We start from the raw sequence: 15,297 nt of genomic DNA on the forward strand, positions 1-15,297 counted from the left end.
CTCTCGACTCAGGCCGTAATGCCCGCGCGCGCCAGCACCTGCCGGGCGCGCGCCAAGACCGGCGCGTCGACCATTCTGCCTTCCAGGCGGAAAGCGCCGGCGCCGCTCTCGCGCTGCGCCGTCAACACCCGCCGCGACCAGTCGATGTCGGCTTGCGCGGGCATGAAGGCGGCGTGCACCGTCTCGATCTGCGAGGGATGGATGCACAGCATGCCCGAAAAACCCATGTGACTGGCGCGCTCGGCCGCTGCGCTCAACCCCTCGGTGTCTTCGATGTCGGGATACACGCCGTCCATCGGCGCAGCCAGGCCTGCGGCGCGGCTGTGCAGCAATACCAGGCCGCGCGCCTGGCCCAGCAGCACGTCGGCGGCCGCGGTGGCGGGCGTGAACGACAGGTCCACACCGTAGTCCAGGCTACCGAAAGCCAGCCTGTCCACGCCCGGTGCCGCGGCCACCTCGGCCACCCGCACCAGGCCGCGCGCGGTCTCGACGATGGGTACCACCGGCCTGCCCTGGCCCGCGTGCGCCACCTGCGCCGCGGATTCGGCCTTGGGCAGCATGACGGCGGCCACGCCCGGCTTGCCCCGCAGCGCGGCCAGATCATCCTCGTGCCAGGGCGTCGTGGCGTCGTTCACGCGCACCCACACGCGCGCATCCGGGCACCCATTCAGGAATTCAGCCAGCGCCTGCCGCGCAGCGGGCTTGGCCGCGGGTTCCACCGCATCCTCGAGATCGACGATGACGGCGTCCGCGCCGCTGGCCAGGGCCTTGGGTATGCGTTCGGCCCGCGAAGCCGGCACGAACAAAGCAGAGCGCACAATAGCCTGCGCCATCACACGGCTCCCTGGGCATGCAGCCTGGACACTTGCCCCGCGTCGAAACCCAACGAGGCCAGCACCGCATCGGTGTGCTGGCCTATGTCCGGGATTGCGTCCATGCGCGGCTCGAATGCGTTGCTCGAGGCCGGCGGCAGCAGCGCGGGCAACGTGCCCTTGGCGCTGTCGACGCCGCGCCAGCGCTCGCGTGCGCGCAATTGCGGATGGGCCCACACGCCGGCCATGTCGTTGACGCTGGCGTTGGCGATCTGCGCGGCTTCCAGCTTGTCGATCACCTCGCCCAGGCTCATGTGCGCGAAAGTCTCGACGATAATGGCACGCAAGGCCTCGCGATTGGCCGTGCGGCGCGAATTCGAAGAAAATCGCCCGTCGCCCGCCAACTCGGGATTGCCCAGAATCTTGTCGCAGAAGACCTGCCATTCGCGCTCGTTCTGCAAGCCCAGCATGATGGTCTTGCCCCCGCCCACGGGGAAAGGGCCGTAGGGATAGATAGTGGCGTGGGCCGCGCCGGCGCGCAGCGGCGGCGGCGCGCCGTCGAAGGCGTAGTACATGGGAAAGCCCATCCACTCGACCATGCTCTCGAGCATGGACACGTCGATGCGGCTGCCTAGGCCGGTCTTGCCACGCAGCAAAAGCGCGTTCAGGATGCCCGAGTAGGCATACATGGCCGCTGCGATGTCCGAGATCGAACAGCCCGCCTTGGCCGGCTCCTCGGCCGAACCGGTGACCGACACAAAGCCGCTCTCGCTTTGAATGAGCAGGTCGTAGGCCTTCTTGTCCTGGTACGGGCCGCCCTCGCCGTAACCCGAGATGTCGCACACAATAAGCCGCGGATGCGCGGCGTGCAGCGCGTCGAAGGACAGGCCCTGGCGGGCTGCGGCGCCGGGCGCGAGGTTCTGCACCAGCACGTCGGCCTGCGTCAGCAGGCGCTGCAATACGTCTTGCGCCGCCGGGTGCTTCAGGTCCAGCGTCAGGCTTTCCTTGGAGCGGTTGGTCCAGACGAAATGCGAGGACAGCCCACGCACCCGTTCGTCGTAGTTGCGGGCGAAATCCCCTGCGCCGGGGCGCTCGACCTTGATGACGCGCGCACCCATGTCCGCCAATTGGCGGGTGCAAAAGGGCGCGGCGATGGCGTGCTCGAAACTGACGACGGTGATGCCGTCCAGCGGCCGAGGGGCTGCGTTGTTCATGAAGCGAACCTCAATTGGGCTTGGTGGGCCAGCGTGCCGTCCTGCTCGGCCCACAATTGGGCCACGCCGGGTGCGATCACGCGACCGGCGACGTCAAAGGGCTTGGGCGCGATCAGCGGGCGCAGGCCGCGGTAGGACAAACTCAAAAGCGTGCCGTCGGGATGGGCGTGCTGGAAGGCCGCCACCATCATCGTGGCAATGATCGGGCCGTGCACGACCAAGCCGGGATAGCCTTCCTGCTGCGTCACATAGGGGTGGTCGTAATGGATGCGATGATCGTTAAAGGTCACCGCCGAGTAGCGGAACAGCAGCACCGGCGTGGGATGCATGGTCTCGCGCCACGCCGCGGCCGGAGCCGGCTCGGTTCCCTCCAGTTTGGGCGGTGACGGCTGGCGGTAGACAATATCCCGCTCTTCCGAGATCGCGATGGCTCCGTCCTGCCAATATTCGTGACGAGCAGTCAAGAATATCAGCGAGCCGGTGCGGCCGGCCTTTTCCTTGACATCGATCACGGTGGAGCGACGCTCGGCGGGAACGCCCACCCGCAAGGGCGTATTGAATTCGACTCGGCCGCCGGCCCACATGCGATTGCGATCGTTGCCCGCGGACGGCAGAAAGCCGCTGCGTACCGGAAGGCCGTCCGGACCTACACTGTCCATGGACGTCGCCGAGATAAAGAAAGCCCATTGCCACAGAGGCGGCAGCGGATCGCCCGCCTTGAGCACCGGACCGCCCAGCGTGGCGGTCACACGCCCCACTGCTGTCGCGTCCAGGCTATCGGGCATGATTTCACTGTGGCCTATCCAGACGGCCGATGCAGGTTGGTTCATTGCGCGTCTCCTATCGTCTCGCTCCACCATTATTCCATTTCACTCGCCTCCCGCCGCCATGACAGATTCCGCCAGCGATTACGACTATCAAGACATCCGGCAGGCAGTGCGCGGCTTGTGCGCGCAATTTCCCGCCGAGTACTTCCGCAAGATCGATGCCGCGCAGGGCTATCCCGAGGAATTCGTCGATGCGCTGACCCGGGCCGGCTGGCTGGCCGCGCTGATCCCGCAGGAATACGGCGGCTCGGGCCTGGGCCTGACCGAGGCCTCGGTCATCATGGAAGAAATCAACCGCGCCGGCGGCAACTCGGGCGCCTGCCACGGCCAGATGTACAACATGGGCACGCTGCTGCGCCACGGCTCGGCCGAGCAAAAGCAAAAATACCTGCCACGCATCGCCAGCGGCGAGCTGCGCCTGCAGTCCATGGGTGTGACCGAGCCGACCACCGGCACCGATACCACCAAAATCAAGACCACCGCCGTCAAAAAAGGCGACCGCTACCTCGTCAACGGCCAGAAGGTGTGGATCTCGCGCGTGCAGCACTCGGACCTGATGATCCTGCTGGCGCGCACCACCCCCATCGAACAGGTCCAGCGCAAGTCCGAGGGCATGTCCATCTTCCTGGTCGACCTGCACCAGGCCATCGGCCACGGCATGCAGGTGCGCCCCATCGCCAATATGGTCAACCACGAAACCAACGAACTGTTTTTCGACAACCTGGAAATCCCCGCCGAAAACCTCATCGGCGAAGAAGGCCGCGGCTTCAAGTACATCCTGGACGGCCTGAACGCCGAGCGCGCCCTGATCGCGGCCGAATGCATCGGCGACGGCTACTGGTTCGTCGACAAGGTCTCGGCCTACGTCAAAGAGCGCATCGTCTTCGGCCGGCCCATCGGCCAGAACCAGGGCGTGCAGTTTCCCATCGCCCGCGCCTTCATCAATGTGGAAGCAGCCAGCCTCATGCGCTACCAGGCCACGCGCCGCTTCGACTCGGGCCTGCCTTGCGGCACGCAGGCCAATATGGCCAAGCTGCTGGCCGCCGACGCGTCCTGGGAAGCGGCCAATGCCTGCCTGCAGTTTCACGGCGGCTTCGGCTTCGCCCACGAATACGACATCGAGCGCAAATTCCGCGAAACCCGCCTCTACCAGGTCGCCCCCATCTCCACCAACCTGATTCTGTCCTACGTCGCCGAGCACGTGCTGGGACTGCCCCGCTCTTTCTGATTATGCCTGGCGCGCAAGCGGCAGCGTCATGGTTGCGAATGCCATGATCAGGTGCAGCGCGGCAAGCGCCAGAAACGCCCAGGCCCATGCATTCAGGCCGAAGCGACTCACATGCTCCTGCAAGGCCCAGGAGAGAAACAGCGCGCAGAATGTCGTCAGAATGGGACCGCCGACTCGCTGCACGATATTGAGCGTGGTGGTGGCCATGGGCAGGGCGTTTTTTTCGACGGACGCATAAGCCAGGGAAATGGCGGGCAGTCCTACCGCCCCCAGGCCCAGGCCGCGGACGAACAGGATGCCGGCCATGACGGCCTGATCCAGGCCCTGCGCGGCCTGACCGACCAGGGCCAAGGTTGAGACGAGCGAAAAGAGCGCGCCCGCTTTGGCCACCCGGCTGTCGCCGAAACGCCCGGTGAGAAAGCCTAGCGATGGCATGGCGACCATCATGCCCAATCCCATCGGCGCAAGCATCCAGCCCATCGCCGCCGGAGACTGGCCGCAGGCCTGGACCAGGAACAAGGGGATAAGCATCTGGCCGGCGAACAGGACGCCGTTGCAGAAGAACTGGGTAAGCGCGGCGGCTGAAAACGCCCGCCGCCGGAGCAGGCCCAGGTCGATCAACGCTTCGGCGCCCTTGCTCTTTTCCACATACAGGAAGGCGGCGAGCGAGAACGCCCCCGCCGCAGTGGCGGCAAGGCCCGCTGGCCGGGTGAAATTTCCCGCACCGAACAGGATGAGCATCAGCCCGGGCGAAAGTAGGAAAAGACCCATCCAATCGAGCTTGCGCGAGACATAGTCTTGCTCGTCATCGGGCAGGAAACGCACCGCAAGCACGAAGGCAAGCACGCCGAACGGAATATTCACCAGGAACAACCCGCGCCATGTCGTGTAGTGCAATATGGCGCCGGCGATGACCGGACCCAGCAGCGGGCCGAGCAGCACCGGAAGCGCGGCGTAGCCCGCGACACGCGTGAAATGCGGACCTGTCGCCCGCTTGATCATCATCTGCGCCATCGGCGCCAGCAATCCGCCACTGGCTCCCTGCACGAGGCGAAAACCGATGAGCGAACTCGCCGACCAGGCCAGCCCGCAAAGCGCCGAGCTGATCGTGAAGATCGAAAAACACCAAAGATAAAGCGCCTTGGCGCCAACGCGCTCGATCAGCCAGCCGTTCAAGGGCAAGGCGAATGCGAGTGCGAGCAGATACCCGCTGGTGACCCATTGAATCGTCGAAAGCGGCGCGTGCAAATCCGCAGCCAGGCTGGACAGCGATACGTTGACGATCGTCGCATCCAGTTGTGCGAGCAGCGCGCCGAACATTGCAACGACCGTGATCTTCCACGCCTGGGCGTCCCGCCCTTCCGATGCGAAGCTTGCGCGCGAGCGCACCCGGACATCACCCATGCCTGGACACTCAGGAATGCTCCGGCGTATTGCCGCCGTGGAAACGGCCGAAATGCCGGGCCGAGAAAAGTGCGATCAGCAGCGCACCGGCACCGCATGCGAGCACGTCGCCCGTATTCTTCAGGCCAAAATCGCCGACCCGGCAAACGAGCGCATAGCCGGCGGCAGCGTTGAAGAAACCCCACAGGACATTCACCGTGGACGAGGAAAGGCCTGAGCCCGGCGGCTTGGCGAAAGGACTCTGAAAAGGCCGTCCCATCATGCCGCTGACAAGATGCGGGATCGCGTTCGCGAGGAACATGCCGCCGAAAAAATAGGCCACATCGTAAAGCCAGTTCATGGTTGAACCCCTGTTCCTGTCTGGTCAAACATCGCGCTGCGTCCCGTCGCCGGAACGGCCGCGAACCCGCGGGCCTTCCGGTTCGGTTTCGCTCAAACGCTTGATGAGAGCGGCCGCCGACACCAGCGTCTGCCGCTCCCCGGGATCGAGCTCGGCCATCGCGGCCAGCAGCCACTTCTGCTTGGCGGCGCTGCGTTTGCGCCGCGCCTGGACGCCTTCGGCCGTCAGCGCAAAAAGAATCTGCCTGCCGTCTGTCGGATGAGACTGGCGTTCGATCAGTCCCTCCCTCTCCAATTCGGCGAGCGTGGCACCCATGGACTGCGGTTTTACCGACTCCATGCGCGCGAGATCTGCCGTCGTCGTCGGGCCTGCCTTCTCCAGGCGGGACAACGCGGCGGTCTGCGACCACGTCAGTCCGTCCGGGTTCGATTCCGCGCGCAACCGCCGCAGGAGCTGGCCAATCGCCAGCGTGAGTTCGGAAATGGTCGCATCCAGGGATATCGATGAAACAGGAGTACCCGTCATGGATAAAGCATAAATATAAACAGGGAAACTTGCAAGTTTCCCTGTTTATATTCCGATCCATCCCTCGCCAGGATGGGACATAAAAAAGCCCCGCGATGCGGGGCTTGGTCTGGGTACCCGGCAGATCAGGCCACCGCGACCGGAATCTTGCCGATCTTCGCCTGCCATTCCCTGGGTCCGGTGTTGTGCACCGACACGCCGTTGGCGTCGACCGCCACGGTCACGGGCATGTCCTGCACCTCGAACTCGTAGATGGCTTCCATGCCCAGGTCCGCAAAGCCCACCACCTTGGCCGAACGGATCGCCTTGGACACCAGGTAAGCGGCACCGCCCACGGCCATCAGGTAGGCCGATTTGTGCTTCTTGATGGCCTCGATGGCGGCCGGGCCGCGCTCGGCCTTGCCGATCATGGCGATCAGGCCGGTCTGCGCCAGCATCATCTCGGTGAACTTGTCCATGCGGGTCGAGGTCGTGGGGCCGGCCGGACCCACCGCTTCATCGCGCACCGGATCGACCGGGCCCACGTAGTAGATGACGCGATTGGCAAAGTCCACAGGCAGTTTCTCGCCCTTGGCCAGCATGTCCTGGATGCGCTTGTGCGCGGCGTCGCGGCCGGTGAGCATCTTGCCCGACAGCAGCAGGGTCTGGCCCGGCTTCCAACTGGCGACTTCTTCCTTGGTGAGCGTGTCCAGATCGATCTTCCTGGACTTGTTATAGTCCGGCGCCCAGTGCACATCGGGCCACTCGGACAGCGCGGGCGCCTGCAGATGCGCCGGCCCCGATCCATCGAGCACGAAGTGCGCATGGCGCGTGGCCGCGCAGTTGGGGATCATGGCCACGGGCTTGGAGGCCGCGTGCGTGGGGAACATCTTGATCTTGATGTCCAGCACGGTGGTCAGGCCGCCCAGGCCCTGCGCGCCGATGCCCAGGGCGTTGACCTTCTCGTACAGCTCCAGGCGCAGTTCCTCGGTCTTGTCGCGCGGACCGCGGGCCTGCAGTTCGTACATGTCGATGTCTTCCATCAGCGACTGCTTGGCCATCAGCATGGCCTTTTCGGCCGTGCCGCCGATGCCGATGCCCAGCATGCCCGGCGGGCACCAGCCCGCGCCCATGGCCGGCACGGTCTTGAGCACCCAGTCCACCAGCGAATCGCTGGGGTTGAGCATGGCGAACTTGGATTTGTTCTCCGAACCGCCGCCCTTGGAGGCGATCTGCACGTCGACCTTGTCACCGGGCACCAGTTCGACGTTGAGGATGCAGGGTGTGTTGTCCTTGGTGTTCTTGCGCTCGAACAGCGGATCGGCCAGCACCGAGGCGCGCAGCGGGTTCTCGGGGTTCAGGTAGCCGCGGCGCACGCCTTCGTCGCACAGTTCCTGCAGGGTGCGCTGGGTGTCGAAGCGCACGTCCATGCCGATCTTCATGAAGACGTTGACGATACCGGTGTCCTGACAGATGGGGCGACGGCCCTCGGCGCTCATGCGCGAGTTGGTGAGGATCTGGGCGATCGCGTCCTTGGCAGCGGGGCTCTCCTCGCGCTCGTAGGCGCGCGCCAAGTGCCGGATGTAGTCCGTCGGGTGGTAGTAGCTGATGAACTGGATGCCGTCGGCGATCGACTGGATCAGGTCGTCTTCTTTGATGGTCGTGGTCATGGCGGATTTCTAGGCGGGGAGACTGGGGAAAACGCTAATGATACGACTTGCCGGTACGGCCCGCTGCTGATGACTTTGTTCGACTTGCTGTCGCTGACGGCGTTCTTAAGGCGCGTCGATTGAGTTCTTGAGGCGCCGAGGCTGCCCGGCGTAATTTCGGTGCTCGCCCGGTGGACTGTGGATGACCGCCCCGCGCTTCGGATTCCTCCGGGGCCCTCGGCTCACGCAGTCTCATTCGGCGGCTTTAAACCCCCGAAATGGCTGACGCTGCGATCCGTCGATAGGGTGGAGGGAGTCCGATCAACATCATGGCGTCTCGACCGAGTTCAAGAACCGGAGCACCGCGCGCTCGAACGCCAATGCATTGTCGTCATGGGCATAATGCCCGGCCTCGGGAATCTCCTCGATCTGTATCCGCTCATTCAGCCGCGCCATTTTCTCGGCAGTTTCGGCGGACAGGTAGTCCGAGCGTGCTCCGCGCATCAACAGCGTGGGACATCCGAGCTTGCGCACCGCCGGCCAAAGATCGGGCAGGGCATGGCCCGGAGCGGGCTCCAGGCGGGCCTGGGCAATGCCTGCCTGATCGTGGCGCCAGACGATTCCGTCAGCCGTCTCCTTCAGCGAGTATTTCAAACGCGAAGCCAGCGCGTCTTCGGATATATGTGGTCGCGCGTCGCGCCAAAACCTGGCTGCCTGGGCCCAGGATTCAAATTTCAACGGCGTTTGTTCAAGCTCCCGCTTGATGCGATCCTGGCCGGCGCCCTGCGCCTCGGATCCGGGACCGTATTCCTCAAGAATCAGGCTGAGCAGGCGCTCCCCGTGATCCCTTGAGTAATAAAGCGCATTGATGGCTCCGAGCGAATGGCCGAGCAAGTGAAAACGGTCCAGGCTGAGCGCATCGACCAGAGCTCCCAGATCGCTCACATACTGGTCAGCGTAGTAATTCGCTGCGGGGTCCCAATCCGAAAGGCCTCGCCCCCGCTGATCCAGCGATATGACGCGAAACCGATCGCATAACAACGTGGCCAGCGGTTCGAATGTCATCGCGTAGCTTCGAAGGCCATGCAGCATGATCACAGCCGGGGCATCGGCCGGCCCCCACTCGGCATAATGGAACTTGAGTCCGTTGAGCGTGATGTAGCAGTCCCTGGCCGTGCAGGATGCGGCAGATTCTCTCTTCAAACCGTCCAGGAGGGCGCCTGCAGCCGCCGGATCTTGGCGATTCGAATCATTTTTTCCCGGCATTGCGAATTACCCTTAGCGCTACGCGTTCGGCCTGTTGCACGTGATGCCGGGATGCCGCCGCGGCCGCCCGGTCGTCGCGCGCAAGCAATGCTTCGAAAATCTGGGTAAGCTCAGCCAGAGTTTCGGGCAATCTACCGCCTTCCGACAGCGAGGTTCGCCGCAAAAGCACGATTCGATTATGGAGCTGGCGCAACATTCTCTTGAGCAATCGATTTCCGCTTCCTTCCAGAATCGCGTCGTAAAACCGGTCGCTCAGCCTGACCGTTCCCTCCACATCGCCGGCAAGAGCGAGCGTGCGAAGCTCGCCGAAAGCGTCCTGCAGTTCGAGCATATGGCGGCTGGTGGCGCGCGATGCGAATCCGGTGCACGCTTGAGCTTCCAGGGCCCCGCGAGCTTCGTATAGGTCCGCGACATCCTCATAGCTCAGGCGCGAAACGACGGGCCCCCTGTTCGGCTCGAGCGTGACCAGACCCTCGGCTTCGATCTGGCGCAGGGCTTCCCGAATGGATGTGCGGCTTACGCCCAGCAGCTCGACGAGCTCGCGCTCTTTCAACCGGTCTCCCGGCAACAGTTCACCGGACAGGATTCTTTGGCGAAGCGCGTCTTCGGCCTGGCGGCGAAGCGGCGCCGCTTCTTCAATTAAGTCCATTTTCTCCCTTGATTTCGCTGGATTTTAGTCCCCCAAGGCGGGCTTGAAGGCGTCCGCGCGTCGCAAGCGCAACAACAATGACTACCTCGTCCGGCGCCGGACCATCGGGGAATGCCACAGTGTAGGTATCGTAATGCGAACGTACGTAGAGCGCATCTTTATGGGCCAGCGGAACGTCGATCTGGCTTCCCAGCGACGCACGCTTTCCCGTCGAAGGGATCCAGGCCTTCGCACCGCCCACGGCCGCCCGTATCGGCTCGGCAAACACCGTCGTGATGAACGCATTTCCGTGGTCGTATTCACCTGACGTGCCGACGATGCAAGCCTTGCCATAGCTTTCGATCGCGCGATCTCCGACAGCCGCTTTGATGCGGCGCGCAAACTCATGGCCCAGCGACTCGGACGCGGCGACTATGGGTTCCAAAGACGGGCCAAACTGGCCGGCATAAGGATTTTTGATCGTGGCGGCAATTGCATATTTATGCAGCGGCTCGCCGTCGGCGGACATGCCCAGTTCGGTGGTCAGGGTTTCTTCCTGGCTCACGCTCCACTTGCGAACCGTCAATTCAATACCATGCATGACTTTCTACTCTCAGATCTTAATGGGATTTTTTGCCAGGATTTTCTTGTAAATATCGATCGAGGAGCGCAGTTCCCGGTCCAGGGCTTGCGGACCGCCTCCAACCCAGTCATAGCCCTCGCTCTTCATGCGTTGAACGAAGTCTTTATCCTTCGTCGCGGAATTTGTGCGATCGGCAATGGATCGGGCGATTTCCGGCGGCGTCCCCTTGGGGGCGAAAAGTCCGAACCAGCCGTTGAAATCGAGCGATCGGACTGCCAGCTCCTTGAACGTCTGAACTTCGGGGAACAAACCGGTTCGATGCGGTCCGGTTACGGCAAGCACCCGGACTTTGCCGGCTTTCGCCAATCCGTACACTGCACTGGTAGTCAGAAATACGCTATCGACGTTCCCGCCGAGCATGTCGGTTATCGCCTGGCTCGAGCCTTTGTAGGGAACATGCGTAAGCTGTATTTTTTCCTTCGCCGCAAATAGCAGTCCATATAGATGCCCCGAAGATCCAACGCCGAAGGAGCCGAATGTCACGATGTGATTCTTGGCGTATGCGATGTAGTCGGCAAGGGTCTTGATCTTCGATTCGGCCGGCACCACCAGCACGTTTGCTATCTCCGCAAGAAGCGAAACCGGCGTGAGATCTTTGATGGGATCGATTTCAAATTTGAGAATGAGCGGACCGAGCGCCTGGGTGCTTGAACTCCCGAGCAGCACGGTGCCGCCGTCCGCCTTTTGATTGGAGACAAAGCGTGCCGCAATGGCGCCATTGGCGCCAGGCTTGTTTTCCACAACGATATTGCTGCCCGCAAAATCGGGCGTAACGACCTGGGCGAGCGCGCGGGCAAGCTGGTCCGTTCCGCCGCCGGGGGCAAAAGGCACGATCAAATCGATCATGCTCGGCAACGCGACTTGCGCGGCGTGCGCATTGACCGCGGGGAGCATCCCTGCCCCGAGAAGCGTGGCGAGACGGCGATTGAAGTCACGGCGATCCATGGTGGTTCCTTTTGAACGGGTTGTTCTTCCCCTCTCACACATGACCCAGGCATCCTCCGCATTCCTTGCGGGCATTGGGCTTCATCCTTCCTGCCCCATGTTTTGCCGTGGAGATCCGCCGAGAGGATCATTCGTGCACTATCTGATGATTTTGTAGTACCAAATAAACAAAAATCACATTAATGGTAATACTAAAAACGATCGTCAGTGATGGGGACTCCCAAATGAAACATTGAATCTATCAATTAATAATTATTAATTGATAGATTCAATTAACAATAGATCGCGCGCCCGGCGTCAGAGAAAAATGCCGCGCGTGATACCGCCATCGACAGCGATCGATTCACCCGTGATGGCCGCGGCACGGCCGGATGCGAGGAACAGCACCACATCCGCGATTTCGTTGGTCTGCAGCACCCGGCGAATCGGCGTCGCCTTGGCATAATTGGCTTCGACCTCGCCGGCGGTCAGCCCCTGCAGCTTCGCTTCCTTTTCGTAGAGTTCGTGAATATGCGGTGTTTCGACCACGCCCGGGTGGATGACATTGACGGTGATGCCCGCGGGTCCCAACTGGTCGGACAAGGTCTTGGTCATGTGGCAGATGGCCACATTGCGCATGCCGGAGAGCTGTTTGCTGCCGCGCCCGGTCAGCCCACCGATGTTGATGATGCGGCCGAACCCGTTCTTGCGCATGTGGGCCGAGGCGGCCTTCGCGCAGCGCATGTATCCCACCACCTTGATGTTGATATCTTCGAGCAGGCCTTCGGGACTGGCGTTCTCGATTTCGCTGCGCACCAGGCCGCCCGGGTGGGCAGCGCCGTTGACCAGGATGTCGAGCTGTCCGAAGCGCTCGGCCACGAGATCCATGGCAGCCTGCACCTGAGCGGTGTCGCTCACGTCGGCCGGCACGGGAAGAATCTCTCCTCCCGTCGCCTCGGAGATTTCGCGCGCCGCCTGTTCGAGCGGCCCGCGGCTGCGCGCGACGATGGCCACGCGCGCGCCTTCGCGCGCAAAAGCCTGCGCGACGGCGCGTCCGATGCCGAGACTGCCTCCGGTCACCACGGCGACCTTGCCTTCGAGGTTCAAATCCATGTTCGTTTCTCCTGATGTTTGAATGAGTTTGGCCGGTGGCTCGGCCGATACCGGTGGCGGCGGGTCCTGCAGTTCGAACAGGCCGTTCTGCTCAAACCTGTGAAATCATCTTGGTAACGAGGAAACTGTCGAACGACTCCGTTCCTCCTTCGCTGCCAAACCCGCTGTCTTTCACGCCGCCGAAAGGCAGTTCTGGGTTGGCCATTCCAGAATGGTTGATATTCACCATGCCGGCTTGCAGGCCGTTCGCGACGCGAGTCGACACCTGGAAAGAGTTCGTGAAAACGTACGCCGCCAGGCCGAACGGCAAGGCATTGGCCCGTTCGAGCGCCTCGTCGATAGTCGAGAAAGACGAGAGAGCGGCCAGCGGTCCGAAGGGCTCTTCTTGCATGATGCGCGCCGTGTCGGGCACGTTCGCAAGCAGCGTCGGTTCGTGGAACCAGCCGCGTTCGCCTATGCGCCCTCCTCCGGTCACGATGTCTGCTCCTTCGCGGCGCGCGTCGTCGACGAGATCGACGATGGACTGGAACCGGCGCTCGTGGATGAGCGGCCCCATCTGCACGCCCTCTTCGAAGCCTTGGCCGATCTTGACGGCCGACAATGCCGTGCGGAAGGCGTCGGCGAAACGATCGTGAACGCCTCGCTGCACGAAAAAGCGCGTCGGCGATACGCACACCTGGCCCGCATTGCGGGTCTTGAGGCGGGCGAGCAGCGCGGCTGCCCGATCGAGGTCGGCGTCGTCGAATACGAGCACGGGCGCGTGCCCTCCGAGCTCCATGCTCATGCGTTTCATGTGGAACGCGGCTTGCGAGGCAAGCTCGCGGCCGATCGGCACCGAGCCGGTGAACGAAATGGAGCGGACCAGGGGCGATTCGATGAAGCGCCGGGAAATATCGGCCGGATTGCCCCAGACAATGTTGAACACGCCTGGCGGCAGCCCGGCGTCCTGCAGTGCATGCGCCATGGCGACTATGGCGCTGGGCGATTCGGCCGGCCCCTTGAGCACCATGGTGCAGCCGGCCGCCAGCGCCGCCGCGACCTTCTTGATGGCCTGCCCGAACGGAAAGTTCCAGGGGCTGATGGCGGCACAGACGCCGACGGGCTCGCGCAGCACCAATTGGCGCACGTTCGGTTCGCGCGGAGGAACGATGCGCCCGTAAATGCGCCGACCTTCTTCGGCATGCCAGTCGATGTGTTCGGCGGAATTGAACACTTCGGCCCGCGCATCGGCGAACGGCTTGCCGTTGTCGAGCGTAATGCCGCAAGCGATTTCGTCCGCCCGTTCGCGAATGAGATGAGCGGCCTGGCGCAGAATGTCGGAACGCAGCAGGGGCGACGCGTCGCGCCAGGACGGGAAAGCCCGATGCGCGGCTTTCACCGCGCTGTCGACCTCATCGGGTTCCGCCCAGGGAAGAAGCCCGAGCACCGATTCGTCGGCGGGGTTGCGGACTACGCAGGTACGGCGTCCGGCGTGGCCATGGAAAACGCCGTCGACAAAAAAAGTCAGTTCGGGATATCGGATCTGCATATCATTCCTTGCGCAAGAAAGCGCCTCAGACCGCCTGGGGGTGGTCTTCGCGACTCATGCCCGTTGCCCCCGGTCAGTGCAGCCCGTCTTCGCCCTTGATTTCGGATGCCTTCAGCCCCCCCAGGCGGGCATTAAGACGGCCGCGTGTGGCAAACGCCCAGATCACGAGCAGTTCGTCCCGGTTGGGCGCGTCATTGAACTGTGCAGTGACCGTGTCGTAGTGGGAGCGCACGTACAGGGCATCCTTGTGCGCAAGCGGTATGTCAATACTGGTGCCTGGGCCGCCGCGCTTGCCCGTCGAGGGCACCCAAGACTTCCCGCCGCCGACGGCATCGCGCACCGGATTGGCTGCCGGATTCGTGAGCAGCGCGTTGCCGTGTTCATATTCGCCATCGATACCTACGAGCACGGCCTTGCCGTAGCTTTCGATGGCCTGCCCCTGCGCGGCCTCGTGAATGCGCCGGCCGAACTCCCGTCCGAGATCGGGCGAAGGGCCGATGAACGGCGAGAGGTCTTCCACATAGCGCCCGGCAAAGGGGTTGTGGATGCACGCGGCCATCACGATCTTGCGCAGCGGATTTCCATCGGGCGGCGCGCCGGTCTCGCCCGCGAGAGTATCTTCGATCTGCAGGTACCATTTGCGGATATGGTAGCTACCGAAATTCGGTTTCTTCATCTTGTCGAGTCCCGATTTTTAGGCAGTAAATACGAGGTCAAAGAGGCTGGATATCGAACGGATCGCTCGGTGCATGGTGAGCATTGAGCACACGCTTTCCTTCGTCGTCGTCGTGCACGGTCTCCAGAAAGAATTCGAATCGGTGGCCGTCGGGATCATGGAAGTACAAACCGTATCCGACCTTGTGATCGGTGGTCTTGACCACGTCGACACTCTTTCGGATCAGCATTCCGTACAAGCGTCGAAATTCATTCATATCGCCTTCGATTTCGAGCCCGTAGTGCTGCATGTTGACGGTTCCGCGGGTCGTGCTCTGCGGATCGTCGACACGAATCAGCGCGATGTCATGGTGCTTCTTGCCGAACGACAGGAACACCCAGCGCTCGCCGCGGGCGACCTCCTGCATGCCGAGCACGTTTTCGTACCAGGGTGCCGAGGCGAAAGGGTCTTTTACGAACAGCGCCAGATGGGTCCGGCGAATGCGGGGCTTGATATCGGTAGTGTCAGTCATAGTCTGCTCCATTGCTGACTGGTGTATGTC

Annotated in this window: 16 protein-coding genes; 1 reads left to right on the forward strand and 15 read right to left on the reverse strand. The window is 62.8% G+C overall.

Annotation, left to right across the window (positions count from 1 at the left end; all coding sequences use genetic code 11):
• Nucleotides 1-8: 8 nt before the first annotated feature.
• From H143_RS0102605 to H143_RS0102615, 3 genes are read right to left on the reverse strand one after another with little or no spacing between them, the layout of a single operon-like run.
• Nucleotides 9-833 (reverse strand): CoA ester lyase, encoded by an 825-nt coding sequence (locus H143_RS0102605; protein ID WP_019936666.1) that lies wholly within the window; start codon nt 831-833, stop codon nt 9-11.
• On the reverse strand, nt 833-2,026 hold the full coding sequence (locus tag H143_RS0102610) for a CaiB/BaiF CoA-transferase family protein (RefSeq protein ID WP_019936667.1): 1,194 nt from the start codon (nt 2,024-2,026) through the stop codon (nt 833-835). Before H143_RS0102610 ends, H143_RS0102605 begins: the two co-directional genes overlap by 1 nt.
• Nucleotides 2,023-2,856, reverse strand: coding sequence for a MaoC family dehydratase N-terminal domain-containing protein (locus tag H143_RS0102615; RefSeq protein WP_019936668.1), 834 nt, complete (start codon nt 2,854-2,856; stop codon nt 2,023-2,025). Before H143_RS0102615 ends, H143_RS0102610 begins: the two co-directional genes overlap by 4 nt.
• Before the next feature lie 58 nt (nt 2,857-2,914).
• Between H143_RS0102615 and H143_RS0102620 the strand changes: the two genes are divergently transcribed.
• Nucleotides 2,915-4,081 (forward strand): acyl-CoA dehydrogenase family protein, encoded by a 1,167-nt coding sequence (locus tag H143_RS0102620; RefSeq protein WP_019936669.1) that lies wholly within the window; start codon nt 2,915-2,917, stop codon nt 4,079-4,081.
• On the opposite strand, the gene H143_RS0102625 is transcribed toward H143_RS0102620, so the two are convergent.
• The 12 genes from H143_RS0102625 to H143_RS0102680 all read right to left on the reverse strand — a co-directional run bounded on the left by H143_RS0102625 (nt 4,082) and on the right by H143_RS0102680 (nt 15,267).
• Nucleotides 4,082-5,485 (reverse strand): DHA2 family efflux MFS transporter permease subunit, encoded by a 1,404-nt coding sequence (locus H143_RS0102625; RefSeq protein WP_019936670.1) that lies wholly within the window; start codon nt 5,483-5,485, stop codon nt 4,082-4,084.
• A gap of 10 nt (nt 5,486-5,495) precedes the next feature.
• Nucleotides 5,496-5,825 carry a hypothetical protein gene (locus H143_RS0102630; RefSeq protein ID WP_019936671.1) on the reverse strand — a complete coding sequence of 110 codons (330 nt, stop codon included), beginning with the start codon at nt 5,823-5,825 and terminating at the stop codon, nt 5,496-5,498.
• A 24-nt stretch (nt 5,826-5,849) separates the two neighbouring features.
• The gene (locus H143_RS0102635) at nt 5,850-6,350 is read right to left on the reverse strand and encodes a MarR family winged helix-turn-helix transcriptional regulator (RefSeq protein ID WP_019936672.1); all 501 of its coding nucleotides are present in this window, start codon (nt 6,348-6,350) and stop codon (nt 5,850-5,852) included.
• Nucleotides 6,351-6,475: 125 nt separating this feature from the next.
• Nucleotides 6,476-7,999, reverse strand: coding sequence for a fumarate hydratase (locus H143_RS0102640; protein ID WP_019936673.1), 1,524 nt, complete (start codon nt 7,997-7,999; stop codon nt 6,476-6,478).
• A gap of 306 nt (nt 8,000-8,305) precedes the next feature.
• Nucleotides 8,306-9,244, reverse strand: a complete 939-nt coding sequence (locus H143_RS0102645; protein WP_019936674.1) for an alpha/beta fold hydrolase — start codon at nt 9,242-9,244, stop codon at nt 8,306-8,308.
• Nucleotides 9,228-9,893 carry a GntR family transcriptional regulator gene (locus H143_RS0102650; RefSeq protein ID WP_019936675.1) on the reverse strand — a complete coding sequence of 222 codons (666 nt, stop codon included), beginning with the start codon at nt 9,891-9,893 and terminating at the stop codon, nt 9,228-9,230. Before H143_RS0102650 ends, H143_RS0102645 begins: the two co-directional genes overlap by 17 nt.
• Entirely contained in the window at nt 9,880-10,473 is a 594-nt protein-coding gene (locus H143_RS0102655) for an amino acid synthesis family protein (protein WP_019936676.1), read from the reverse strand. Before H143_RS0102655 ends, H143_RS0102650 begins: the two co-directional genes overlap by 14 nt.
• 12 nt (nt 10,474-10,485) lie before the next feature.
• A complete protein-coding gene (locus H143_RS0102660) occupies nt 10,486-11,460 on the reverse strand; it encodes a tripartite tricarboxylate transporter substrate binding protein (protein ID WP_019936677.1) in 975 nt (324 codons plus the stop codon).
• 297 nt (nt 11,461-11,757) lie between these two features.
• Nucleotides 11,758-12,552, reverse strand: a complete 795-nt coding sequence (locus H143_RS0102665) for an SDR family NAD(P)-dependent oxidoreductase (RefSeq protein WP_019936678.1) — start codon at nt 12,550-12,552, stop codon at nt 11,758-11,760.
• Between the two features lie 91 nt (nt 12,553-12,643).
• Nucleotides 12,644-14,080 (reverse strand): NAD-dependent succinate-semialdehyde dehydrogenase, encoded by a 1,437-nt coding sequence (locus H143_RS0102670; RefSeq protein WP_019936679.1) that lies wholly within the window; start codon nt 14,078-14,080, stop codon nt 12,644-12,646.
• A gap of 73 nt (nt 14,081-14,153) precedes the next feature.
• Nucleotides 14,154-14,756, reverse strand: a complete 603-nt coding sequence (locus tag H143_RS0102675) for an amino acid synthesis family protein (RefSeq protein ID WP_019936680.1) — start codon at nt 14,754-14,756, stop codon at nt 14,154-14,156.
• Between the two features lie 37 nt (nt 14,757-14,793).
• Complete coding sequence (locus tag H143_RS0102680) at nt 14,794-15,267, reverse strand: VOC family protein (RefSeq protein WP_033365894.1); 474 nt, start codon at nt 15,265-15,267, stop codon at nt 14,794-14,796.
• Between the last annotated feature and the right edge of the window lie 30 nt (nt 15,268-15,297).

The organism is Bordetella sp. FB-8, from assembly GCF_000382185.1.
In the GTDB taxonomy this organism is placed as follows: Bacteria; Pseudomonadota; Gammaproteobacteria; order Burkholderiales; family Burkholderiaceae_B; genus Bordetella.